This is a genomic window from Sulfurospirillum oryzae (assembly GCF_025770725.1).
GTDB lineage: Bacteria > Campylobacterota > Campylobacteria > Campylobacterales > Sulfurospirillaceae > Sulfurospirillum > Sulfurospirillum oryzae.
Map to the genome: position 1 here is coordinate 176,442 of NZ_JANZKZ010000001.1, position 24,501 is coordinate 200,942.

At 40.5% G+C, this 24,501-nt stretch carries 18 protein-coding genes and 1 tRNA gene; 12 read left to right on the forward strand and 7 right to left on the reverse strand.

Features of this window, described 5'->3' with window-relative positions; all coding sequences use genetic code 11:
• Positions 1-17: 17 nt before the first annotated feature.
• The 3 genes from N0B29_RS00800 (at position 18) to N0B29_RS00810 (ending at position 1,810) form a co-directional block, all read left to right on the forward strand.
• A complete protein-coding gene (locus N0B29_RS00800) occupies positions 18-1,124 on the forward strand; it encodes an FtsW/RodA/SpoVE family cell cycle protein (RefSeq protein WP_263831812.1) in 1,107 nt (368 codons plus the stop codon).
• A gap of 78 nt (positions 1,125-1,202) precedes the next feature.
• A tRNA-Ile gene (locus tag N0B29_RS00805) sits at positions 1,203-1,279 on the forward strand.
• Positions 1,280-1,330: 51 nt separating this feature from the next.
• Entirely contained in the window at positions 1,331-1,810 is a 480-nt protein-coding gene (locus N0B29_RS00810; protein ID WP_263831813.1) for a hypothetical protein, read from the forward strand.
• Positions 1,811-2,075: 265 nt separating this feature from the next.
• Here N0B29_RS00810 and N0B29_RS00815 read toward each other — a convergent pair whose 3' ends face one another.
• Positions 2,076-3,896 (reverse strand): KUP/HAK/KT family potassium transporter, encoded by a 1,821-nt coding sequence (locus N0B29_RS00815; protein ID WP_263831814.1) that lies wholly within the window; start codon positions 3,894-3,896, stop codon positions 2,076-2,078.
• Positions 3,897-4,082: 186 nt separating this feature from the next.
• The gene (locus N0B29_RS00820; RefSeq protein WP_263831815.1) at positions 4,083-5,351 is read right to left on the reverse strand and encodes an aminotransferase class V-fold PLP-dependent enzyme; all 1,269 of its coding nucleotides are present in this window, start codon (positions 5,349-5,351) and stop codon (positions 4,083-4,085) included.
• Between the two features lie 68 nt (positions 5,352-5,419).
• On the opposite strand from N0B29_RS00820, the gene N0B29_RS00825 reads away from it, so the two are divergent.
• Entirely contained in the window at positions 5,420-6,436 is a 1,017-nt protein-coding gene (locus N0B29_RS00825) for a sensor histidine kinase (RefSeq protein WP_318526684.1), read from the forward strand.
• Between the two features lie 38 nt (positions 6,437-6,474).
• Here the strand turns inward: N0B29_RS00825 and dnaE are convergent, their stop codons facing one another.
• The 4 genes from dnaE to N0B29_RS00845 all read right to left on the reverse strand — a co-directional run bounded on the left by dnaE (position 6,475) and on the right by N0B29_RS00845 (position 12,661).
• Positions 6,475-10,020 carry a DNA polymerase III subunit alpha gene (dnaE, locus tag N0B29_RS00830; RefSeq protein ID WP_263831816.1) on the reverse strand — a complete coding sequence of 1,182 codons (3,546 nt, stop codon included), beginning with the start codon at positions 10,018-10,020 and terminating at the stop codon, positions 6,475-6,477.
• Positions 10,021-10,123: 103 nt separating this feature from the next.
• Positions 10,124-10,450, reverse strand: coding sequence for a hypothetical protein (locus tag N0B29_RS00835; RefSeq protein ID WP_263831817.1), 327 nt, complete (start codon positions 10,448-10,450; stop codon positions 10,124-10,126).
• A gap of 112 nt (positions 10,451-10,562) precedes the next feature.
• Positions 10,563-12,266: a cache domain-containing protein gene (locus tag N0B29_RS00840; RefSeq protein ID WP_263831818.1), complete on the reverse strand. Its 1,704-nt coding sequence runs from the start codon at positions 12,264-12,266 to the stop codon at positions 10,563-10,565.
• A complete protein-coding gene (locus N0B29_RS00845) occupies positions 12,266-12,661 on the reverse strand; it encodes a PAS domain-containing protein (protein ID WP_263831819.1) in 396 nt (131 codons plus the stop codon). The genes N0B29_RS00840 and N0B29_RS00845 overlap by 1 nt, the downstream gene beginning before the upstream one ends.
• Before the next feature lie 147 nt (positions 12,662-12,808).
• Here N0B29_RS00845 and N0B29_RS00850 point away from each other — a divergent pair, with 147 nt between their 5' ends.
• From N0B29_RS00850 to amrS, 6 genes are all read left to right on the forward strand, one after another.
• Positions 12,809-13,960: an efflux RND transporter periplasmic adaptor subunit gene (locus N0B29_RS00850; RefSeq protein WP_263831820.1), complete on the forward strand. Its 1,152-nt coding sequence runs from the start codon at positions 12,809-12,811 to the stop codon at positions 13,958-13,960.
• The gene (locus tag N0B29_RS00855) at positions 13,960-17,085 is read left to right on the forward strand and encodes an efflux RND transporter permease subunit (protein ID WP_263831821.1); all 3,126 of its coding nucleotides are present in this window, start codon (positions 13,960-13,962) and stop codon (positions 17,083-17,085) included. Before N0B29_RS00850 ends, N0B29_RS00855 begins: the two co-directional genes overlap by 1 nt.
• A complete protein-coding gene (locus N0B29_RS00860) occupies positions 17,075-18,475 on the forward strand; it encodes an efflux transporter outer membrane subunit (RefSeq protein ID WP_263831822.1) in 1,401 nt (466 codons plus the stop codon). Before N0B29_RS00855 ends, N0B29_RS00860 begins: the two co-directional genes overlap by 11 nt.
• 12 nt (positions 18,476-18,487) lie before the next feature.
• The gene (locus N0B29_RS00865; protein WP_263831823.1) at positions 18,488-19,516 is read left to right on the forward strand and encodes an NADH:flavin oxidoreductase/NADH oxidase; all 1,029 of its coding nucleotides are present in this window, start codon (positions 18,488-18,490) and stop codon (positions 19,514-19,516) included.
• A 97-nt stretch (positions 19,517-19,613) separates the two neighbouring features.
• Positions 19,614-20,048: a host attachment protein gene (locus N0B29_RS00870; RefSeq protein ID WP_263831824.1), complete on the forward strand. Its 435-nt coding sequence runs from the start codon at positions 19,614-19,616 to the stop codon at positions 20,046-20,048.
• Between the two features lie 83 nt (positions 20,049-20,131).
• The gene (amrS, locus tag N0B29_RS00875) at positions 20,132-21,157 is read left to right on the forward strand and encodes an AmmeMemoRadiSam system radical SAM enzyme (protein WP_263831825.1); all 1,026 of its coding nucleotides are present in this window, start codon (positions 20,132-20,134) and stop codon (positions 21,155-21,157) included.
• Here amrS and metK read toward each other — a convergent pair.
• Entirely contained in the window at positions 21,154-22,353 is a 1,200-nt protein-coding gene (metK, locus tag N0B29_RS00880; RefSeq protein WP_263831826.1) for a methionine adenosyltransferase, read from the reverse strand. The genes amrS and metK overlap by 4 nt on opposite strands.
• Positions 22,354-22,457: 104 nt before the next feature.
• On the opposite strand from metK, the gene N0B29_RS00885 reads away from it, so the two are divergent.
• A complete protein-coding gene (locus N0B29_RS00885) occupies positions 22,458-23,081 on the forward strand; it encodes a protein-L-isoaspartate(D-aspartate) O-methyltransferase (RefSeq protein WP_263831827.1) in 624 nt (207 codons plus the stop codon).
• Between the two features lie 126 nt (positions 23,082-23,207).
• A complete protein-coding gene (locus N0B29_RS00890; protein ID WP_263831828.1) occupies positions 23,208-24,449 on the forward strand; it encodes an EAL domain-containing protein in 1,242 nt (413 codons plus the stop codon).
• Positions 24,450-24,501: the final 52 nt, after the last annotated feature.

The window sequence follows — 24,501 nt, forward strand, 5'->3', positions numbered from 1 at the left end:
CTTTCCAAAGGGATATAGTGTTTCAAATTGATAGGCGCATCTTAACACATTTTGATTTTTTAATTCCTATGCTTGTACTGCCTATCATTGTTCTTTCTTATTTTCTGATCTCTGAAGCAAATGTCATGCTTGCCAATAAACAGATTGTCTATTATACCGTTGGCGTTATCACATTTCTTTTCTTTTTCATTATACCCATTAAAAAAATAGAGTGGGTCATCCCTTTTTTTTATTGGGTGACGATTATTTTGCTGGTGAGTGTCGATTTCTTTGGTATCGCAAAACTAGGTGCTAGGCGTTGGCTTGAAATCCCATTTGTACATTTCACGATTCAGCCCTCAGAGATTTTTAAACCTGCTTTTATTTTGATGCTTGCCTATCTCATCAAGCACAATCCTCCCGAAGAGAATGGTTATGGATGGAAATCTTTTTTTAAACTAAGCTTCTACATTGTATTGCCATTTATTTTAGTCGCTAAAGAGCCCGATCTTGGAACTGCTATGATTTTAGTTCTCTTAGGCTATGGCACACTTTTTGTCATCGGTGTTCACAAAAAAATATGGATTACGTTAGCAATCCTTGTGGGAATTTGCAGCCCTATTATGTACAATAATTTGCATGACTATCAAAAACAGCGTATTACGGATTTTATCTCTGAAAAACCAAGTTATCATGTTAAGCAGTCTATTATTGCTATTGGATCTGGCGGGCTTACGGGAAAAGAGCGTAGTGAAGCAACGCAAACACATTACAAATTTTTACCCATTGCTACGAGTGATTTTATCTTTGCTTATACCGTTGAACGCCTTGGCTTTTGGGGTGCATTAGGACTCATTGTCTGTTATGCCCTTTTGGTCATGCATCTGTTAAGCCTCAACTTTATCCTCAAAGAGGACTACTTTGCAAGAGTCATCACTAGCGGTATCTCTTTGCTTATTTTCTTTTATATGAGCATTAACATTGCCATGACGATTGGTCTTGCTCCTGTGGTAGGTGTCCCTTTGCCTTTTTATAGCTATGGAGGCAGTAGTTTTATCACTTTTTTTGCACTTTTTGGAATTTTAGAGAACTTGTTAGCCTTTCGATTTGATCCAACCTATCGTTCCATCAAATATTCGCTCTAAGCCCCTATGTAGCGTTATTTTTCGTTACTTTTTATCTTCTTTTAACAATTAAAAAGATACAATTTCACTCTTTAAAATGGGTCCTTAGCTCAGTTGGTTAGAGCACCCCGCTCATAACGGGGTGGTCGAGTGTTCGAGCCACTCAGGACCCACCACTTGCTTCTTGGTCTTGATTACTTTTAATTTGATACAAAAAGGTAAACGTTATGAAAAAAGCACTTCTTTTTTTAGCAATCGCTTCACAGATATCTCTCTTTGCAGGTTTTTTAGATGATCTTATTGGTAAAGATAAAACTTATCTGGAAGCCAATGGTTTTAAATGTACAGAGTTTTCCTGTGTTACGAAGGATCAAAACTACTTTAATATTAAGCTCCTAGACAATGCCATTGAATATGTTGAAGTTTACAGTACAGATAAAGATGAAGTTTACCGCGTAGCACTTTATCTCTACCAAAACGACAAACTTAAAAATAAAGAGATGGATGAGGCATTTTACAAAGCCCTTACAAAACTGAATGAAAAATCAAAACTGACTTATGAGCTCTCTAAAGTCAGTGACAAATTTGGCAATGAAGCGCTTATTACTATAACTGATACCAAAAAAGCCTCTGCCTATGTTAATTCACTTCGCGATACCTACTTTGAAAGTATGAAACAATACAGCGAAACTGGCAGCCGTAAATAACAAATTCTTATTAGGCACTATCCTCCTATGAGATAGTGCCTTAACGTTCTCTCTTTTTTACCTCTTATTTTACCCATTATTCCATCTCTCACTTTAAAACAAATTACGCTTTACTGCATACCTTCATGCATACAAAAAAGAAGAAACATAAGGTGTCATCTGATAAGAGAAATGGAGGGTGTTATCGTTGTCGTCATAAACGAAGGGTATTGATTACCTTAGGATGAAGTATAAACCTCATCCTAAGGTGAAAAGAGCTGGTTCTTTAGATCTCAATACGGCGAGAAACGCCAATCAGTTTTTCTTGAGGGAAATTATAGAAACTAACAAAGCTTGGAGACATGTCTTTAACAAGAGCATAGAGTTTCCATGAGAAATGCTTAGAAACGATCTCTTCATCTCCATAAAAAATTGTTCGCTCATTAATGCCTTGCTTTTTAAGAATCTCTTCCATATTGAAGACTTCCATATAGCCAACATGAATCACAAGAAGATCAAGTCCCTCAGCTAAAGATTTGAATTCTGTATTGATGCCTAAAGGCTCACTGGTAGGCTTTACTTTGACAATGACGTTTTTCTCATAAATAATGCCATTTTGAAACATAGTTTTAGGGATGTATGCTGGAATATTTTCTGCCTTACGAGCAAAGAAAAGAGCAGTACCTTCAATGTGGGACTCTTGTGCATAATGCGTTGTATAGGCTTTTAAGAAGTTTTCTTTATCGACTGAATGAAACGATGAATAAAGACGCTCTTGTCCTTGTGTATAAAGAACGATAAAACCAAGTGGAACTGCTGCAATTAAAAGCGACCAATAACCACCATGAGGAATTTTCAAGAGACACGATGCAAAGAAGATAAAACTAACGATTCCAGAAAATGAAGCAAACCCCATTTTAATCCACTCTTTGCGGTAAAAAAAGATCATCGTCATCAAAGCACCTGTAATGCTCATCGCTCCGGCAACGGCTAAACCATAAGCTGCCGCTAGCTTTGCAGACTCTTTAAAGACAAAAAGCATAATGATGACACACACAAATAAGAACCAGTTAATTGATCCTACGTAGATTTGTGAACGCAATTCATGGGAAGTGTACTCAACGCGAAAATGAGGGAAAATACGTGTTGTCATCGCTTGATAGAGCACTGAGAAAATACCACTAATCATCGCCTGAGAAGCGATAACCGTTGCTATAATTGTTAATATAAGAAAAGGAATATAAAAAATTGGGGCAAACTCTTGCATCATTTCAAACAGAGGGCTACCGACAGATTCAGGATGTGTCAATAAAAAAGTACCTTGCCCGTAATAGCTTAAAATCAATGCAACAAAAGCAAAAATCCATCCTTTAAGAATAGGCAAGCGTCCTAAATGTCCCATATCAGCATACAACGCCTCGCCACCCGTAGTTGCAAGAATAATGTCTGCTAGGATAATAAAGGTTATAGCAGGATGATCCAGTGCAAAATTAATGGCATACATAGGATTAATAGCTTTTAAAATGGAAACATCTTGACTGACATACCAAAGACCTACTCCGCCTAAACACAAAAACCAAATCACCATAATAGGACCAAAGGCGGCAGCGACTTTTTCAACACCTCGTTTTTGTACCACAAAAAGAGAAAACGCAATCAAGGCAGCAAAAACTAAAAGTGCTGTTTGGGGAAGTTCTGCATAAGAGGGTATTAAAAGTATACCTTCCACCGCGCTCAGAATACTAATGGCAGGAGTTATAACACCATCTCCAATCATTAATGAAAGACCTAAAAAGCCTAAAATAGAGACCATAGAAACCATTTTTGCACTTTTAAGATGTGGCGTAAGCATCTGAATCAGTACAACGGTACCACCCTCTCCTTTTTCGCTCAAACTTGTTGCCAGCCACGCATATTGAATGGTAACAAGAATCGTTAATGCCCAAAATACAAACGATAAAATGCCATAAATGCTAGCAACGGTAGGAGGAATAATAAGAAAAATAACGGCTAGGGTATAAATAGGGCTTGTTCCAATGTCACCATAAACAACACCCAGTGCTTTGACGACCATCATCTCATTTTTCATACGTTCTTTTAACGTCATATACAAGTATCCTTTTCTGTGTGAAAAAACATTTTTTACACTCACGTAAAAAAAGTGCAAGAGACTATTCTATTGCTAACAATATTAAATTTTCCTAAATGTCATAAAAGCAGAAAATAAAATCAAGAAGCATGGAAGATTTTTGGAAGAGATTTGATCTCTTAAAAAATCTTCCATGTAAAGATATTAACTTTGTGATTTTGACAGAGCTTTCACCGCTTTTTGAATCGCATTTAAAAGCCTGTCAATCTCTTTTTTCGTGTGCGTATAATGAATCGTGATACGAAGCCAGCCTGGCTTTTCATCAAATTTTTGTCCATCTTCAAGGTGAAGAAGATCATGACCATACGGTCCTGCACAGCTGCACCCTGCTCTGGTTTGAATACCAAAATGATCAGAGAGGTATTGCGAAATGGTATAGGGATTGATCCCTTCAAAATTGAGAGAAAAGATAGGAAGTTTATCTTGTGAATATTTACAATAGAGTTTAACGCCTTTAATGGCACGTATACGTGAGCCAAAATAGAACTTCAACTCCTCTTCAAGAGCATGAATTTTTTCTAGCCCTATTTCATTACGTAGTTTATAGGCAAGTGAAGCTTTAATAAATTGCAAAATGGCAGGTGTTCCCGCATCTTCAATCAGTTCAATGTCACTTAAAAAATTGTGCGAAGTACGTGAGACATATCCTACCGTTCCACCACCCGCAAACGTTGGCGTTTTTTCAGTACACAACGCTTTTTTCATAACCAAAATACCACATGATCCAACCCCGCCAAGAAGCTTATGCGGTGAGAGGAAAAGAGCATCGTAGTAATTACAATCAATGTTAATATAAGGTGAAGCCGCGGCGGCATCAAGGCATAAAATGCCATTATAACGTTTAATAATCTTATAGATACTCTTATAATCGCTCACAATACCCGTAACATTGGAAGCTACCGAAAAAGAGGCAATAATCTCACGCTCTTTATACGCTTCTAATTTAGTCTCTAAAAAGCTGATGTCAATTTTTTCTTCACTGTCTAAAGGGATGCGCACAACTTCGCATAGTCCTTCACGAAAACTGAGTTCATTGGAATGATGCTCATAAGGTCCTACAAAAACGACAGGAAGATTTTCTGGCTTATGCGCGTAGCGTTTAAGCGTGCGAGGAGGAATGTAAAGACCCATTAACTCTTGAAATTTTTTAATCGCACCTGTAGCACCCGTGCCACAAGGAAAAATGTAAAAGCTCTCATCAATTTCAAGTGCTGCGCGTAAGTCATTTCTCGCTTGTGCATAATAACGACTCGTTGTAACCGCACTAGAGGCTACCTCCGAGTGGGTATTGGCATAGGTTTTGAGTATCTGCTGCATCTGTTTTTCAATGGGCTTGTAAGCTTGCCCTGATGCAGTGTAGTCAAAATAGAGAATATTTTTATCTTTAATGATATTTTTACGAATCGCTTGCACTACTGTATCCAAAAATTTTTAGGTATTATACCCTTTATAAACTCCTTATGCGATGATTGGAATCAAAAATGATTGACGAAACCTTGCTTAACAGCCTAAGTGCCAAAGAAAAAGAGCTCTTTAAACAAGGTCTAAAAGACCTTATTAACCAAACGTATGTCATCGAAGATGAGTACAAAAAGCTGGGTGAATCGTATACCTCATTGCAAGATTTCATTCGTCAAATCATCGAAGTACAGCCTAACGCTTTGTGGGTTTTTGATGAAGATGGTGCCATCTTTTTACAAAACAGTGAAGCTAAAAAAATCGGCATGATCTTAGAAGGACTCTGCCTTGAAGAGGAGAGTGAGGTCGAATTTGAAGGCAAATCTTATCTCATTAAAAGCGTCACTAAAGGCGATAAAAAAATTATCACCGCCACGGACATTACTGAGGGAAAACGTCAAGAACGCCTTGTTTCCATGGGACAAGTTGCCGCACACCTCTCCCATGAAATTCGAAATCCCATAGGCTCCGTGTCCTTACTTGCCTCAACCCTTTTAAAGAAAGTTGACCCCAGTGTCAAACCTCTTGTGACGGAGATTAAAAAATCCATTTGGAGGGTGGAACGCATCATTAAAGCAACCCTTCTTTTTACGAAAAATGTCCAGATCAACCCAAGCTATTTTTACCTTGATCGCCTCATTAAAGAGTGTGAGCAAGCCATTTCGCACTACTCCTACACTAAAGAGGTGGCATTTCATTTTGATCTGCCTCATGTGGAGATCAAAGCGGATTTTGAGCTTTTAAATTTAGTGCTTCAAAACTTTATTTTTAACGCGATTGATGCCATTGAAGAGTGTGATAAAGAGAGTGGTAATGTCACGATTTCATTTGTGGAAGATAGCGATTGTGTTATTTTACATGTAAAGGATGATGGCAAAGCGATTGAGAATAAAAACATTCTGTTTGAGCCCTTTAAAACAACCAAAACCAAAGGGAATGGTTTAGGACTTGCCCTTTCATTGCAGATCATTCAAGCACACAATGGCAAGATCAACCTGCTTGAAGATCCAAAAGGCTTTGAAATCAAAATCGCAAAATAGAAGGCTTTGACAAGAAGCCTAAGCCTTACATGTAAAGACTAAACAACCTTTACAAAATCCCATTCTGCGATTTTTTCATCAATGCTATCATCGACACTAAAGCCAGTTTCGATGACAACATCTTGTAGTTTGGAGGTAATAATAAGGTGCAAAGGTCTGCGACCTGAACTCTCTCGCACGATCTGATACAACCGTTCAATTTGAGTGGTATCATCGCCAAGATCCAAAAGAAGCACCTTCGGATCAAGAGGAATTTCAATAACTTTGGTCTCAATTTTCTCTTTTTTAGCCTCGGCGAGTTCCATGATTTTCATTACACGAATCTTCGCATTCTGCCCATCATTGGTCACTTCAACTTTAAAACAGAGTGGTTTTTCAATATCCATACGAGAGAGTGCTTCAAGCTGTTTTTCAAAAACGGTAAGCTCCATAGAACCATGAAAATCCATTAAAGAGATGATGCCAAACTTGTTGCCTTTTTTGCTGATCTTCTCCGTAATACTCTCCACTTTGCCAATAAAAAGCGCTTTACTGCCATCTTCAATCTGATCGCGCTCACTGGAGAGCGTGTAGTTCATCTCATCAATTTCCGCTCTAAAAGCATCTAATGGATGCCCTGAGATGTAAAAGCCAATCGTCTCTTTTTCAAGCTCAAGCATGCGTTTGTTATCAAATTCAGGAATATTTTCAATGTTCACTTGAACCGTCGTCATCTCAACCATATCGCCAAAGAGTGAATACTCCGCCATTTTCTTAGCACGACTACACTCGGCACTTGCCTCAATAATGCTATCAATATTTTCAAGCAAAGCACGTCTTGTATAGCCAAAATCATCAAAACTACCTGATTTTATAAACGATTCAAGGACTTTTTTATTGACTTTGGAACTGTCAATACGCGAAATGAAATCACTCATATCGGCAAACAGACCTTCCGCTCGAGCTTCTAAGATTTTGCTGATTGCAGCATTGCCCACACCTTTGATCGCGCCCATACCAAAGAGAATCGCTTCTTCTCCTGAGTCATCCGTAATAGCGCTAAATTCGATTAAACTGCGCTGAATAGAAGGTGGTAAAAGTTTAAGACCAAGACGCTTGACCTCATCAATGTACTTAACAATTTTATCGGTGTTATCTTGCTCTGAAGTAAGAAGTGCAGCCATAAACTCTTGTGGATAGTAACATTTAAGATACGCTGTCTGGAACGTCACCATCGCGTAAGCAGCAGAGTGCGATTTGTTAAAACCATATCCTGCAAACTTTTCAATCAAGTCAAACAATTCGATCGCATGCGATCTATCCAACCCTTTATTGACCGCACCTTGCGCAAACTCTTCGGCTTTTTGTTTCATATAGTCGATTTTTTTCTTACCCATCGCACGACGAATAAGATCCGCTTCGCCAAGGCTAAAACCGCCAATGGACTGAACGATCTGCATAACTTGTTCTTGGTAAACAATAACCCCATAGGTTGGCTCTAAGATCGGTCGAAGAGGCTCGGTAAATTCATCAAAGAAGTAGCTGATCTCTTTTCTGCCGTTTTTACGGTCGATAAAGTCATCCAACATTCCCGATTCCATAGGACCTGGACGGTACAAGGCCAAAACCGCAATAAGATCTTCAAAGGTTGTCGGTTTAAGACGTTCATTCAACGATTGCATACCGCTGGATTCTATCTGGAAAAGCCCTACAGTAGCACCACTTTGAATCAGTTCATACACCTTAGGATCGTTCATATCAAGTGTGTTAAAGTTGATCTCTTTGTTGTAGCGAGATTTGATGAGTTTGAGCGCATTATCAATAACGGTGAGGGTCTTTAGACCCAAAAAGTCGAACTTGATTAAGTCGACATCTTCGAGGTAGTTCAGTGAATACTGCGTGACGAGATGATCTTCACCAGAGGGTTGATAAAGCGGTGTTTTATGCCACAACTCTTCATCGCTAATAACCACACCCGCGGCGTGCATACCTGAGTTTCTATTGAGTCCCTCAAGTGCTAACGCAAACTTCCACACGCGTTGCATCTTAGGACTGCTTTCAATGAGTTCACGAAGTTTTGGCTCTTTTTGAAAAGCGCCACCTTTATACCCCTCTTCGCCTTCTACTCCAATGCCATTAAGCGTAATGCCGAGTTCATCTGGAATAAGTTTTGCCATCGCATCGGCTTCGGCGTAAGGAATGGCAAGAACACGCGCCACGTCACGAATAACGCCCTTTGCCAAAAGCTTACCAAAGGTGATGACTTGCGCCACGTTGTAACGACCGTATTTCTCAACCACATAGTCGATAATCTCGCCACGTCTGCTTTGACAAAAGTCAATATCAATATCGGGCATACTAATACGTTCAGGATTCAAAAACCTCTCAAAGAGAAGGTTGTAAGGCATCGGGTCGATGTCGGTGATGAAAAGCGAATAGGCAACCAAGCTACCTGCCGCAGAACCCCGTCCAGGTCCTACTGGTACACCTCTGTCTTTGGCTTCACGGATGAAGTCCCAAACGATGAGCATGTAGCCAGGGAATTTCATATCGCAGATGATTTTAATCTCTCGCTCAAGTCTTGCTTTGTACTGCTCATGTTTGCTTTCATCAACGTATAAAAGACGTTTTTCAAGTCCTTTGCGACTTTGATAAGCAAAAAAGTCATCATCACTCTCAAAACTAAGCCCCTCTTTGGCGGCATACTCTTTCATAAACTTAAATTTTGGAGGTGTTGGATCGCCTAATTTGATCTCTAAATTACACTTTTCCACAATCTCTTGTGTGTTGGAAATGGCTTCTGGAATGTCGGCAAAAAGGTCGCTCATCGCGGTTGGAGATTTGACGTAAAATTCATGCACAGAGTGGCGCAAACGGTTAGGATCGTCAAACTCTTTGTTCATCGCAATACACATAAACGCTTCGTGCGCTTCGGCATTATCTTGTTCTAGGTAGTGGGTGTCATTGGTCGCAATGATTTTAATGTTCGTCTCTTTGGCAAGTCGCAAAATATCATCATCAATAAAGTGCTGATCAGGAATTCCATGACGCATAATCTCTAAGTAAAAATCTTCGCCAAAAATTTCCTTGTATTCAAGGGCGATCTCTTTGGCTCGCTCGTACCCACGCGCACCAAATTGAACGTTGCGTTTGTTGTTAAGATTGAGATGCCAGTTCACTTCGCCTTGCAGACACGCCCCTGAACAAATAAGACCTTCAGAATGCTCACGCAAAAGCTGTTTGTTAATACGAGGATAGTAGTAAAACCCTTGAATGTAGCTCATCGATGAGAGATACATCAAGTTTTTATAGCCTATCTCATTTTTGGCGTATAAGCAGAGGTGAAAACGCTGTTTGGTCGTCTTATCGCCGATGTCATCTTGGTTATGAATGTACGCTTCCATGCCAATGATGGGCTTGATGCCCTCTTTGCGCATCGTTTTGTAAAAATCAATCGCGCCAAACATATTGCCATGATCCGTTATGGCAACGGAAGTAACGCCTTGGGATTTGAGTTTTTTAGCTAGTTTGCCTATTTTATTGGCACCATCAAGCAGTGAGTATTCTGTGTGTAAATGTAAATGGGTGTAGGTTGTGTCGCTCATCATATCTCAATTAAATTATTTTGAGTGATTGTACCGCATACCCACTTAAAAAGCCTTACACCTCTCTTTACATGTAAGACTTTTAGACAACGCAAACAGGGATTTAAGCCAATAGCGAAGTTGCCTTGGCAATTTGCATTTCAAGCTTAAAAAGTTCTGCTTGGTATGAAGCTAACAGAGCCTCTTTTACTTGAAGATTTTTCATACTCAGTTCATCATTTTTAGCGGCTTTCTGTTCCGCCGCAATCTCTTTTTCAAGCTCGGCAATCTTTTTTTCTAATGCTTTAACTTGCGCATCGATAATGCTGCCGCTTGAGGAGGTGTCACTTGTTTCAGAAGATGCGCTCGTATTTACATTCTCTTTGCGACTACGGGCAGTATTTTGACCTGTTAGAAATGGATTAGTGTATGATGGGTTAATGGTGTTCATGTCCATCTCCTTTCTCTGTTTACACTACAGTTATATCGGAAAATTCGTGAAAAAATAGAGAAGAGAAAGGCTTACATGTAAAGAAGTTTATCTTTACATGTAAGGTCAAATTTTAGCCAAGTTTACTCATGATATTTAAGATGTCACCTGTTTTTTCTTGAATCTCTTCAACATCAGCGGTTAAGGTGTTCATCTCTTTGGCATTGGTGCTCATCTTTGCAGAGCTATCAACAATACCACCCACGATAACGCCAATGGTCGCTTGAATTTGGCTCAGAGAGTGGTTGGTTTTATCGGCGAGTTCTCGAATGTTATCGGCAACGACGGCAAAACCTCGCCCATGTTCACCCGCACGCGCGGCTTCGATAGCGGCATTAAGCGCTAAAAGATTGGTCTGATCGGCAATGTCACCAATCATATTTAAGATGTCATTAGCCTCTTTTGCATTTTGCGTAAGCGTACTTAGTGTTTCAGCAAGATGCTGTTGAATCGAGCCCATCTCTTGCATAGAAGCTGTGGTTTTTTTAACGATACGGTTAAGATCACTCAGTGGCTCATTTTTGATGGTTGCAACAGAGCTTGCGAGTTGTTGCGAACTTTCATTGATCTTCGCACTCTGTTCTGCATTTTCTTCAATCATTTTAGCTAATGCACTGCCAAGAGCATTGACACCCTCAACCAACTCTTTAAGCTCACCATTAGTGGAGATCATAATCGGATGACTAAAATCGCCATTTTGAAAATTTTTAAGCGATAAAAGCGTTGCTCGCATCACTTCATTCACTTTTTCAATCATCGCATCTATCTCATACGAGAGGCGATTGGTTAAGAAGTTGGATGAAACATACGATGTTTGATTGTTCATATAACCATTGGACATTTTAGAACAGATAATCAGCACTTCGCCGACAACGCGAATATCATCGAGTCGCAGTTTTTCAAAATCTTTAAATGTCTTATTGATAACATTGACAGTTGTGCCTATTTCATCATTTTCATGGTCACTTAATTGATAATCTATGAGATTCTTTTTATTGGTCACATAAAGTCCAAAATCTTCCACATATTGCTTCAAATTCGCCATACGTCGACCTATAAGTTTTTGACTTAAAAAGCGTGAAATGAAAGAGAACACCACAACAACCACCAATAAAATAACGCTATTGCGAATGACCAAGGAGACTAAGGCTTCATCAATTTTTTGTTTTTCTTTGGCAACAAGAACATCAATATCATCGGCATAAACACCTGTTCCAATAATCCATCCCCACGGTTTAAAACCCTCGACAAAAGAGATTTTGGCTTGCGGTGTGTTAAAGCCTGGCTTTTCCCATAGATAATTCACAACACCTTTACCATTTTTTGAGACCACATCGACAAATTCATTAAATAAAAATTTACCCGCAGGGTCTTTAGACTTGCTCAAATCTGCACCATCAAGAGCGGGTTTAATGGGGTGCATTATCATTTTAGGAGCAAAATCGTTAATCCAGAAGTAACCATCTTCACCAAAACGTAACTTTTTGATTGCTGTTTTTGCTTTTTCTTGATAGGCTTTTACTACCGCAGGATCGCTCTTGTCAGGATCATTTTGCAACGCTTCATAAAAAGAGTTCACAATTTGATAGGCAATCTTAACTTTATCCGTAAGTGCCTCAACTTTTTCATGGGTCATAACAGAACGAATGCCTTCTAATCTTCCTTGTGCCTCATTATTCATCAAAATAATCACAACCAAAGTTGACACAACCGCCGTTAGCACTAAAGAGACAATCAGGAGCATCGTAACTTTAAACTGAATCGTTAGCTCTTTCATTATCTTCCCTCACTTGCGCGCATTTGTCCATATAACTTTGTATATTTTTCAACCTCATCACGACTTGCCATTTTACGAACCGATAGATAATGATCTTTCCCAAAAGGGAAAATGGTCGCATAAACCCAATAATATTTTCCATTCTTAGTCCGATTCTTGACAAATCCTTGCCAAACATCTCCTTTTTTGATCGTCTCCCACATCTCTTTAAATGCCACTTTAGGCATATCGGGATGCCGAATCATATTATGAGGTTTGCCAATCAGCTCATCTAGGCTGTATCCTGAGAATTTAACAAAGGTTTCATCAGCATAGACAATGATTCCCTTACTATCTGTCTCCGAAACCAGTAAAGAGGTTTCATCCAGTAAAATCTCATCACCTGCAATTTGCATGCGTATATCCTTAAAGTCGTCTTTACGTCGATTATAAGTTTTGTTAGATTTGAACTTTATTAAAGCTTTAGGTCAAATATGATTATTTACATACCATTAACCCCAATATGTTACAATCTCAATAATTATAATTTACAAGGAATGCTGATGTTTTTACTCAACAAGAAGATTTTTCTCTTAGTCACATGTCTTGCTCTTGGCACGCAAAGCTATGCAGAAGAGGCAAAGAAACAACCAACGGCTGCTGCGACAAGCGCACCAGTTCCAGCTGTTGATGTCTATAAAATCAGTGCGGCGAAGGAAGAGGCTCTCAATTTTCAGTACCCAGGTAAGACGATTAGTTCTCAAAGTGTCACGATTAAAGCTCGTGCTAATGGTATTTTGATGAAAAAATTCTTTAATGAAGGCGATTTTGTCAAAGAGGGCGATGTACTTTATAAAATCGAACCCGATAGCTACGAAGCTGCATTCAACCTTGCCAAAGCCAATGCCAATGCGTTGGATGTTCAAATGCAAAAAGCAGGGAAAGATTGGGAGCGAATTAAAGCGCTTTTTGAATCAGGTGCTTCAAGTGAACAAGAAAAAGATGCCGCATACTGGGCGTATGAGGGGGCAAAGGCAAGTTTTGCGAGCGCAAAAGCTGCTTTACAAAGCGCAACGATTAATCTCGATCGCACAACCATTAAAGCAACCATGAGTGGTATGACAGGGATCAAACAAGTTGATGTGGGAGCACTCGTTACAGATGGCACTGCCCTTGTTGACATTACACAAGTCACTCCTTTACATGTAGAGTTTTCGATTCCTGATATTGACGTGATGAAGCAAAAATACAACATCAAAAATGGTAAATGGTCAAACCCAACTGAGGGTAAGCTCAAAGCTTCATTGCAAATTGGCGATGCAAAGTTTAAAGAGATCGGCGTAGTAGACTTTTTAGATAGCTCTCTCAATGCCAAAACAGGCTCACTCAAAGCGAGAGCTACCTTTAAAAATGAAGGTAAGGAGCTTCTTCCAAACCAATTTGTTAAAGTCAACCTTGTTGGGCTTACACGCAATAACGTCATTAAAGTTCCGCAAAAAGCCGTTCTTCAAAATCCTCTAGGCACCGTTGTCTTTGTTGTGGAAGATGGCAAAGCAGTGGTTAAACCTGTCAAAGTAGGCGAAGCAAGTGAAAATGACTATGTCATCGAAAATGGTCTTAAAGAGGGTGACCAAGTGGTCGTTAACAACTTCTTTAGAATTAAAGCTGGTGCTCCTGTCAAAGTTGATAAAGTGACCAACGAAGAGGCAAAATAATGTTTTCAAAGTTTTTTATCAACCGCCCTATCTTTGCAACCGTTGTTTCGATTGTCATTATTTTGGCGGGTATTATTGCAATCAAGTCTTTGCCGGTACAAGAGTACCCAAGCATTGCTCCTCCGCAAATCATTGTCTCGGCAACGTACCCAGGAGCAGATGCCCAGACTTTAGCCACTACCGTTGCGGCTCCCCTTGAAGAAGAGATTAACGGTGTGAGCAATATGCTTTACATGACCACCACAGCCGCACCCAGTGGAAACGTGAGCATCAATGTCTATTTTCAAATTGGAACCGATGTTGCCCAAGCCAAAGTGGATGTCAACAACCGTGTGCAAATCGCCACAAACAGACTTCCTGATGCGGTTAGAAAACAAGGTGTTTCCACCAGAGAGCGATCTCCTGATATTTTAAAAGTTATAGCACTCACCTCTAAAGGCAATGTCCATGACACAACCTTTATCTCCAACTACGCCCTTGTTAATATCGTCGATGATATAAAGCGCATCCCTGGTGTTGGCGATGTTATGATTTTTGGTAACAAAAACTATGCCATTCGCGTTTGGATCAAACCTGATAAATTAGCTTCTTATGAGCTTACAACTGCCGAAGTCATCAATGCGATTAAAAGCCAAAATGAGCAGTATGCCGCAGGTCAAATTGGTCAAGAGCCTATGGAAAAAGAGCCAACTTTCACCTACACGGTTAAAACCAATGGCAGACTTAAAAATGCAAGTGAATTTGACAATATTATCATCAAAGCCAATAGCGATGGCTCCTCTTTGAAGCTTAAAGATGTTGCAAGAGTCGAGCTTGGCGTTGAATCTTACATTTTCAATGGTGTTTTTAACGGTAAGCCAATGATCCCAATGGGTATTTATCTAGGCTCTGGGGCTAACGCTTTGGAAGTAGCCGCCCTTGTGGAAAAAAAGCTTGATGAAATTTCCGCTAATTTTCCAAGTGACTTAGAGATCAATACCGCGTATGATCCAACACAGTTCGTCAAAGAATCGATCCATGAAGTGGTCTTTACACTCCTCCTTTCTATTGCGCTTGTTGTAGGTATCATCTACCTCTTTTTGGGCAATCTTAGAGCGACGTTTATCCCTGTTCTTGCCATTCCTGTCTCTATCGTTGGAACGTTTGCAGGTTTCTATGCCGCAGGCTTTTCGATCAACCTTTTAACACTCTTTGGTCTTACCTTAGCCATTGGTCTGGTTGTTGATGATGCCATTGTTGTTATCGAAAACGTTGAACGGATTTTAAGAGAGGAAGATTTAAGCGTTAAAGATGCGACCATTAAAGCCATGAAAGAGATCACCAATCCTGTTATCGCCATCGTGATGGTTTTATGTGCTGTGTTCATTCCTGCGGCATTTTTGGGTGGTTTTAGCGGTATGATGTATAAACAATTTGCGATGACTGTTATCATCTCTGTTACGATCTCTGGTATTGTAGCATTGACCTTAACCCCAGCCCTTTGCGCTTTGCTTTTACGTAAGCATGAAAGTGAGCCATTTTGGTTTATTCAAAAATTCAACCAATTTTTCGATTTTAGTACAAGGCTCTTCTCAGAAGGTGTGCGTAAGACTATTCGTTTAGGATTTATCAGTGTTGCTGTTTTTGGCGTTATGATCTTTGCGATTCTTATGATTACGTCACGTATTCCAACCGGACTGGTACCCAATGAAGACAAAGGAACCATCCTTGTTATCAACAACCTTATGCCAGGAGCTTCACTGAACCGCACGCAAAAGGTAAGTCAAGAGCTAAGCGATTACGCGTTGAGTAATCCACTTGTCGAAAAAGTAGCCGCATTTTCGGGACTTGACTTTATTACAGGTGCTTATAAAACGGATTCTGGCATTAGCTTTATTCGTCTCAAACCTTGGGATGAGCGCCCTCTTCCGAATCAAACATCACAAGCCATTGCAGGTCAAATGATGGGTGGGCTTTCTCAAAATAAAGAGGCGATGCTTATTGCCGTCACCCCTCCTCCTATCATGGGTATGAGTACCACCGGTGGATTTGAGATGTACATTCAAGATAGAACGGGTTCTGATATTCAAATGCTTGATACTTACGTAAAAACGATTGTTGAAAAAGCAAGTGCGCGTAAAGAACTCGTGGCAATGCGCTCTACACTCAATACCAATGTACCGCAGTTTTTAATCAACGTAGATAACGAAAAAGCAAAATCACTGGGCGTTGATGTAGCCGATGTCTTTACAACCATTCAAGCCACCTTTGGCAATACCTATACCAATGACTTTAACCTCTTTGGTAGAACGTACCACGTTAACGTTCAATCAGACAGTACCTTTAGAGAGGGCACTGAAAACTACAGTGACGTTTTTGTCAAATCAAGCGAAGGACGCCTTGTGCCTATTAGCTCACTCGCTTCTATTAAACGTATTGTAGGTCCTGCTGTTGTTCAAAAATTCAATATGTTCCAAGCGGCTCAGATTTCAGGGCAACCCTCCGCTGGGTACAGCTCAGGTGAAGCATTACGTGTGATTGAAGAGGTAGCTAAAGAGGTCTTACCAACGGGTTATACAATCGCGTGGGCAGGAACATCGTACCAAGAAAAGCAAATGGAAAAAAGTGGAAATACCGCCTTTATTTATGCGATTATTTTCGTTTTCTTGATTTTGGCCGCTCTTTATGAGAGTTGGACGATTCCATTTGCGATCGTACTCGCCGTTCCATTTGCGCTTTTTGGTGCAGCTTTGGCGGTTTATTTTAGAGATTTACAAAACGACATCTACTTCCAAGTAGGTCTCGTAACACTCGTTGGGCTCTCTTCAAAAAATGCGATTTTGATGGTCGAATTTGCGATGCAAAAACTGCGTGAAGGGCATAGCCTTATTGATGCAACCATTGAAGGGGCAAAGATTCGTTTCCGTCCTATCGTTATGACCTCCTTTGCATTTATCGCGGGAACACTACCTCTTGCAATTAGTACGGGAGCAGGTGCCAATAGCCGTCATATCATTGGAACAACGGTTGTGGGTGGTATGATTACACTCACCGCCATCGGTACTTTCTTTGTACCGCTCTTTTTCTACCTTATTATGAAAACCAAAGAGAAATTGACTAAAAAAGGAGTCGTTCATGACTCGTAGCCTTACCCTTTTATCCTTTGTGACGATCCTCTTTTTGGGTGGATGTTCGCTCAAGCCCGATCTCAATGTTCCAATAGTAGAGACACCTCAAAGTAGCCAAGAGGCTTTACATGTAAACAAAGAGTGGTGGAAAGCATTTAACGATGCAAAGCTTAATGCGCTCGTTGATGAAGCACTCCTTAGCAGTGACGACCTTAAACTTTCTGCGCTTAAAGTGCTCAAAGCGCGTCAAACGTATGGTTTGAGTGTGGATAATGAGTTTCCAACACTCAGTGCCAATGCTGGAGGCACACGTCAAAAAACAAGTAATGAAGCCTTTTCAACTAAAAATAAAAGTGCTACATACTCTGATTATTCTTTAGGATTAGGGCTTGCTTACGAGATTGATTTTTGGGGAAGACTCTCAAGTCAAAGCGAATCAAACTGGTCACTCTATCTGTCCACCCAAGCATCGCGTGAGACACTGCGCAACAGCTTGATTCACGATGTGATCAGTGCCTATTTCAACCTAGCTTCCTTGCAAGCACGTATGGCAGTTTTGGAAAAAACCGCACAGGCGTATAAAGAGAGCTATGAATTTAGAGCTAAACAGCAAAAAGTCGGAACCATTAGCGATGTTTTAGCCAACCAAGCGCTCGCGCAGTACAACAACATCCAAGCCTCTAAAAATAGTTTGATGGAGAGCTATAAACTCCAACAAAGCGCTCTGGCTATTTTGTTAGGAAAAAGCCCGCAAGCACTTTTTGAAACTCAAAATGCAGAAGCAAGCTTACCAAGCACGCTCAATATTCCACAGGGAATCCCCTCTTCTATCATGGAAAATCGTCCTGACATCAAAGAGGCACTGGAAAATCTTAAAAGCAAAAATGCCCTTATTGGTGTTGAAAAAGCGGCTTATTTTCCAACTTTTAGTTTGACAGGAAGTTATGGTCAGCAAAGCGATGATCTTGGTAACATTCTTAAATCAACAGCAAATAGATGGAGTTTTGGACCAAGCCTCAGTGTGCCTATTTTTGATTTTGGGCGTATCAAGCAACGTGTTTCTATCTCGGAGACCGACTTGCAATCTTCACTGGTAAGTTACGAACAAAGTGTTAAAAAAGCCTACAAAGAAGTTCATGATGCTCTGGCAAAAGAGAACTTAGCCAAAAGCCGTCTTGCTTTCCAAGAAGAGGAGCTTAAAGCCTACCAAAAAGTGTTAGACCTCTCCGAAAAACGCTTTAACCAAGGCGTTGCCAATCAGCTCGAAGTCTTAGATGCCCAAAAAGGGGTACTTAGTAGCACGCTCAATGTGATTGCCACCAAACAAGTTCTCTTAACCGATCAAGCAGAACTTTTTAAAGCATTGGGTGGCGGATGGAATGAGAAAAAGCTTTTAACTGAAAAATAATAAGGAGTGAAGATGAGCCTACTTCTAAGCCCGTACGAACAAGGAAAAATTCACCTTAAAAACAAGGTGGTTATGCCTCCCATGTGCATGTATAAAGCCAAAGAGGATGGGGAAGTGACTCCTTTTCACCTCACCCATTATACGGCACGCGCGATTGGCGGAGTAGGTCTCATTATTGTCGAAGCAACAGCAGTTGAACCTCGTGGACGCATCAGCGACAATGACATTGGTCTTTGGGACGATGCGCACATCGAGGGTCATCAAAAGCTCGTAACATTGGCTCATTCTTATGGCACGAAAATGGCGGTGCAACTTGCCCATGCGGGGCGAAAAAGCATTTGCAAAGAGACAACACCCGTCGCTCCTAGTCCGCTTTTATTTAGTGAAACAGGAGGTTATAAACGCCCGCATGAACTGAGCCTTGAAGAGATAGCGGAGATTAAAACGCACTTTGTTGAAGCGGCAGGTCGTGCGCACCAAGCAGGATACGATATGCTTGAATTGCATGCGGCGCATGGTTATCTGCTCTGTGAATTTTTATCGCCACTAACCAATCAGCGATGTGACCGCTATGGTGGAAGTTTGGAAAACCGATGTGCCCTTGTTGTTGAAATTGCAGAAGCGATTGTCCATGCGACTCCTTTACCCCTCATTGTACGTATCAGTGCGGATGAATGGATGAGTGAGGGCTGGAATGTAACCGATTCTATTAAACTCTCCAAAGCACTTCAAAACGTAGGTGTTACCATAATCCACGTCTCAGCAGGTGGAAACCATGAAAAACAGACGCATATACCGTCTATTGTTCCTCTTTACCAAGCAGGTTATGCCAAAACTATTCGTGAAAATGTTGGCATCCCAACGATTGCTGTGGGACTTATTACAACAGCTAAAGAAGGCGAGAAACTTTTAAAAGAAGGATTTTGTGACCTTGTAGCGTATGGAAGAGAGCTTCTTCGAAATCCAAACTTTATCTACTATGCCGCCAAAGAACAAGGCTTAAAAGAGCTTATTGAAGTCTCATACAGTAGGGCTTTTTGAGTTTACATGTAAAGCTAAAAATGTAACATCTTTTGAAAAACTTTGGAGTATAATAAAAGCATCTTAGGCGTTTAAAGACGCTTTAAAAGGAGCTAACATGTCATCCAAACTAGTTGTTGTTGCCGATTTGCAACATTTTAAACTCTTTCGTATTAAAGCAGACCCTATGGGCAGAGAGTCGCTTGAATGTCTTTTAAGTAGTGATAGCCTTGATATTCACCTCAAACCAAGTGAAAAACTCTCCGATCGTTTAGGGCATTGTGAAACAGCATGGGGACGCCAAGGCTCAGGTGAAAATCATAACATGGCCGAAGAAGAAGAGCAAAAGCGTATTCGCGAACTGGTATTGCAAATTTCTGAAGCTCTTTTAAAATATGACCATGATGAATGGTACTTCGCAGCACCTAAGTCTATTAATCAGCCGATTGTTGGGCATTTGAATTCTGCAATTAAGACAAGTATGACGCAAAATCTAACGTTAGATTTGACCAAAACCCCAACAGATGCCATACTAGGGCATTTTGCCCAATAATCTTGTATACGCATGAATCACAATAGCAGAGGCTTCTTTGTTATTGTGATTATTAAAGATGGCTTTTTATAAAAGGAGTCACTATGTCAGCGCTCGCATGGCTTTCTCAAAAGCTAGATGATGGCAGAATTGCGTGTGAAGCATGTCATCACCATTGTAAACTTCACGAAAATGAGTATGGGCTCTGCGGTGTACGCAAAGTCGAAAATGGAGAACTTCGTCTACTTGTTTATGGCATTGCCTCAGCCATCAACATTGATCCCATTGAAAAAAAACCGATGTTTCATTTTTTGCCAGGATCAAGCATCTTTTCGTTTGGAACGGTTGGGTGTAATTTTTCCTGTAAGTTTTGTCAAAATTTTGATATTTCTCAGTACCCCCAAGAGCATCATCATGAAATTATAGGAAGTAACCTTGCCCCCAAAGATGCGGTCTATTTAGCGCAAGAACACTACTGTGGAAGCATCGCTTACACCTACAACGAACCCACCGTCTTTTTGGAGTACTCTTACGATACGGCAAAATTAGCCCATAAAGTAGGACTGAAAAATGTCTATGTTACCAATGGATATGAAACGCACAAAGCCATTGATACACTTGCCCCTTATGTAGAGGGTATGAATATCGACATCAAAGGCTATAGCCAGTCTTTTTACAAAGAGATTTGCGGGGCATCCGTAAAACCCGTGCTTGATACCATTGCCTATGCGCATAAAAAAGGAATATGGATAGAGACAACAACGCTTCTTATCCCTGGACACAACGATTCAGATAAAGAAATTCGTGCCATTGCCAAATTTCAAGCCGATCTTGATCCGTCGATGCCATGGCATATCAGCGCGTTTTATCCTATGTATAAAATGCAAGATGTCCTTCCAACACCGCCTTCAACACTTAAACGTGCTTATGAGATCGGTAAAGATGTAGGACTCAAATATGTCTATGTTGGAAATATGGATGATGAGAGCCGAGAATCGACCTATTGTCCAAAATGCAAAAAACTCGTGATAGAGAGGCATGGACACATCGGTCAATATATCACAAATCATCTGAATGATGAGGGCATCTGCCCCCATTGTCATTATAAGCTAGAAGGCATTTGGCACTAAGCTTTAAGCTTTTGAAACCAAGAGAGAGCGTCAAGCTGTTCCCATGGATATTCATCATAACCGACCTGCCCACGTGCTGCGACATCGGCGTACAAAAAGGTCTCTTTAGAGGGTTTATCAAGACCAAAATGGTTGGTTATCCATGCGGGGGTGAGTGGGAATTGTGCTTGAATTTTCTCTGAAAGAAGCTCATCGCTTAACGTAGTCGTTGCCGTTGCAAGTGTATCTATCGTAACACTAATGGGTTTGGCTCTGCCTATCACATAGGCAATTTCAACCAGTGCCTTATGCGCCAAACCTGCGGCAACAATGTGTTTAGCAATCCAGCGCGCAACGTACAGTCCTGAGCGATCGACTTTCGTGTAATCTTTCGAACTTTGAGATCCCCCTCCAATAGGAGCGTAGCCGCCATACGTATCGCATACTACTTTACGCCCACTCAGTCCAGAATCTGCGATAAAACTGTGCATCACAAATCGCCCCGTATGGTCGATAAAAAACTCTATGCTCTCAGGATGAAATAAAGGATCATCTTTAAGTGTTTCGCCAATCACGCGCTTGATGGTTTTACGCACCTCATCAATACTAAGATGACTAACATGAGGGATGGCAGCAACAATCGTCACGATCTTTTGAACTTTTCCCAGCATAAAATTCTCTTTACTTCCATAATCAAGCGTCACCTGCGTTTTAATATCAACCCCGAACTGTTCAGGATGGGCTTTGGCATAAGCATACAAGGCATCACGAATCTTTCTTGAGTAAACAATGGCTGCGGGCATAAGCTCTTTGGTCTCATTAGTGGCATAGCCAAACATCATGCCTTGATCCCCTGCACCCAATTCGCCACCTTTTTGGTCTACCCCAATACTAATGTCTGCTGATTGTTGCGAGACAATCACTTTAATCTCAGCCTCTTTAGGATCAATGGTTTCTCCATGAGAAAACCCTTTTTCAGGATAACCAATCAAACGAAGAGCATCCAAAGCGGCGTCTTGGTAAAATTTTTCTCCAACCAAAGCAGTCGTTTTGACCTCACCACCAATGATGATATGCTTTCCACTGAGAAAAACTTCTGTTGCAACTCTGGCATTGGAGTCTTGCTGAAGCAGTCTGTCAACAATGGTATCAGCGATAATGTCAGCGCATTTGTCAGGATGTCCTGCGGAAACAGATTCAGATGTAAAAAGATACATGATTGCCCCTCTTTGAACATTTTTTTGTTATTAGACTTTTTTCATAACCCATTGAAAAAAGAGTATTATTCATCATAGCAAAAATGCGTTAAAAAGGAGAAAAAATGCCTGAAAATCAACATTTAATTGACCATTTAATCACCACAGGCGCCTTGCATACAACCGCACTCATCCAAGCTTTCAAGCAGTGTGACCGAAGACTTTTTGTTCCTGATAAATTAGCGGAATTTGCTTATGCCGACCATGCTCTTCCCATCGGTGAAGGTCAAACGATCTCCCAACCCTACACCGTTGCTATCATGTTAGAACTTTTGCAGCCGCAAAAAGGAGAACACATCTTAGATATTGGCTCAGGCTCAGGCTGGACAACCGCTCTTTTAGCAACCATTGTAGGCAAAAAAGGATTTGTCGAAGGAGTTGAGCGCGTCCCCTTTCTCATCGACTACAGTCGCCAAAAATTACAAAAAGCCCATATTACCAACTGTTCTATTGAGCTTGCAGATGATTCATCTCTTGGAAAACCAGGCTGCTTATACGACCGTATTTTGGTCTCTGCAAGTGCTTCTAAAATGCCAACTGAGCTCTTGAGCCAACTTAGCCATGGAGGCATCTTAGTCATTCCTATTGAAAACAGCATCTGGCGCATTACAAAACAAGAAGATGGAACGATCGATACGTATGAACTTCCAGGCTTTGCATTTGTTCCGCTTATTGAACCCTCTTCATAAAAAATACCTTACACCAGAAGTAAAACCTTGTGTGACAAATTGCTTCTATTTTGCAAGAAGCTTTATGAGAGTATAATAGCGATCCAATTGATAGGATTATTTCAAAAAAATAAGGCTTAAGCATTTATGAGAAAAGAGCTTAAATACGAATTGCGTTATGGTAGAATTCACCCACTTACCAAACTGCCCGATCGTCAACGTTTTATGAACACGCTTGCGAATTCTACTGCCAACAAACTTGCCCTTTTAAATGTCAACGGATTTTGGAACTTCAACCACTCTTTTGGCTATACCGTAGGTGATCAAATTCTCAAAATCATCTCTCAAAGACTTATCCGACGCTTTGCACACGCCGTTGTTTTTCATTTAGGAGGCGATGATTTTGCCATTTTGGCAGGCAAAGAGGTAGCCCATGAACACTTTTTGCAAAACATAGAATCATGCCTTTGGTACTTTGGCTATTCTCCCATCGAAATTGCCAATGAAAAAATCTATACGCCGCTTCGTATCGGTGTTGCCATAGGCTATGATGACCTCTTTCTCAATGCCGAATTTGCCATTAAACAAGCCAAACGTATCGGAAAAGATCTCATGATTTACGATGCGCAAACTCCTTCTTTGTGCAATCCTCAGTCCAATGCTAAAGCCGATCTCACATGGGAAAACATCATTCGTGAAGCTTTGAAAAAAGATCGTTTTGAAGTTTTTGCGCAAAGTATTGAAGGTGGTAAAATCCAAAAATTTGAGTGCTTAGTCCGCCTTCGTCATGAGGGTCGTATGATCTCACCGTATCTTTTTTTAAACCATGCCAAGCGCGCTAACTTGTATGGAGCGATCACTAAAGTTGTCATTCAAAAATCGTTTGCTTTTTTTGCTGACAAAAACGCTGAGTTTTCCATCAACCTCTCACTCAGTGACATCCTAGATCAAAGCAGGGTCGATTTTTTGCTTGAAAAAATGTATGAGTATAATGTCAATGAACGCCTTACTATCGAAGTTACAGAGGGAGAAGGCATCGAAAATCACCCAGAAGTGCTCTCTTTTTTAAGCTTGCTAAAAAGTCAAGGGGTCAAAATCGCCATTGACGATTTTGGAACAGGATACTCCAACTTCGAGTACCTCGTCAAACTCCAAGCAGACTTTATCAAAATAGACGGAAGCCTCATTAAAAACATCCACAAAAATGCTATCCATCGAGCCGTTGTCGAAGCCATTGTGACATTTGCACAAAAAGTAGGAATGCAAACCGTGGCAGAATTTGTGGCAAATGAAGAAATTTATCTTACATGTAAAGCATTAGAGATCGACTATTTTCAAGGCTATTTATGGAGCGAACCAACGCCTTTTGAGAGCTTAGTGCTTCACTAAAATATTTACATGTAAAGAAATTGGAGAATAATTTAAAGTAGCCTCGTATCAC

Bases quoted from the DNA above. Each gene is read 5' to 3' on its own strand.
- N0B29_RS00810 (WP_263831813.1), top strand. From the start codon at position 1,331: ATGAAAAAAGCACTTCTTTTTTTAGCAATCGCTTCACAGATATCTCTC.
- N0B29_RS00815 (WP_263831814.1), bottom strand. From the start codon at position 3,896: ATGACGTTAAAAGAACGTATGAAAAATGAGATGATGGTCGTCAAAGCA.
- N0B29_RS00825 (WP_318526684.1), top strand. From the start codon at position 5,420: ATGATTGACGAAACCTTGCTTAACAGCCTAAGTGCCAAAGAAAAAGAG.
- dnaE (WP_263831816.1), bottom strand. From the start codon at position 10,020: ATGAGCGACACAACCTACACCCATTTACATTTACACACAGAATACTCA.
- N0B29_RS00835 (WP_263831817.1), bottom strand. From the start codon at position 10,450: ATGAACACCATTAACCCATCATACACTAATCCATTTCTAACAGGTCAA.
- N0B29_RS00840 (WP_263831818.1), bottom strand. From the start codon at position 12,266: ATGAAAGAGCTAACGATTCAGTTTAAAGTTACGATGCTCCTGATTGTC.
- N0B29_RS00845 (WP_263831819.1), bottom strand. From the start codon at position 12,661: ATGCAAATTGCAGGTGATGAGATTTTACTGGATGAAACCTCTTTACTG.
- N0B29_RS00850 (WP_263831820.1), top strand. From the start codon at position 12,809: ATGTTTTTACTCAACAAGAAGATTTTTCTCTTAGTCACATGTCTTGCT.
- N0B29_RS00855 (WP_263831821.1), top strand. From the start codon at position 13,960: ATGTTTTCAAAGTTTTTTATCAACCGCCCTATCTTTGCAACCGTTGTT.
- N0B29_RS00860 (WP_263831822.1), top strand. From the start codon at position 17,075: ATGACTCGTAGCCTTACCCTTTTATCCTTTGTGACGATCCTCTTTTTG.
- N0B29_RS00865 (WP_263831823.1), top strand. From the start codon at position 18,488: ATGAGCCTACTTCTAAGCCCGTACGAACAAGGAAAAATTCACCTTAAA.
- N0B29_RS00870 (WP_263831824.1), top strand. From the start codon at position 19,614: ATGTCATCCAAACTAGTTGTTGTTGCCGATTTGCAACATTTTAAACTC.
- amrS (WP_263831825.1), top strand. From the start codon at position 20,132: ATGTCAGCGCTCGCATGGCTTTCTCAAAAGCTAGATGATGGCAGAATT.
- metK (WP_263831826.1), bottom strand. From the start codon at position 22,353: ATGTATCTTTTTACATCTGAATCTGTTTCCGCAGGACATCCTGACAAA.
- N0B29_RS00885 (WP_263831827.1), top strand. From the start codon at position 22,458: ATGCCTGAAAATCAACATTTAATTGACCATTTAATCACCACAGGCGCC.
- N0B29_RS00890 (WP_263831828.1), top strand. From the start codon at position 23,208: ATGAGAAAAGAGCTTAAATACGAATTGCGTTATGGTAGAATTCACCCA.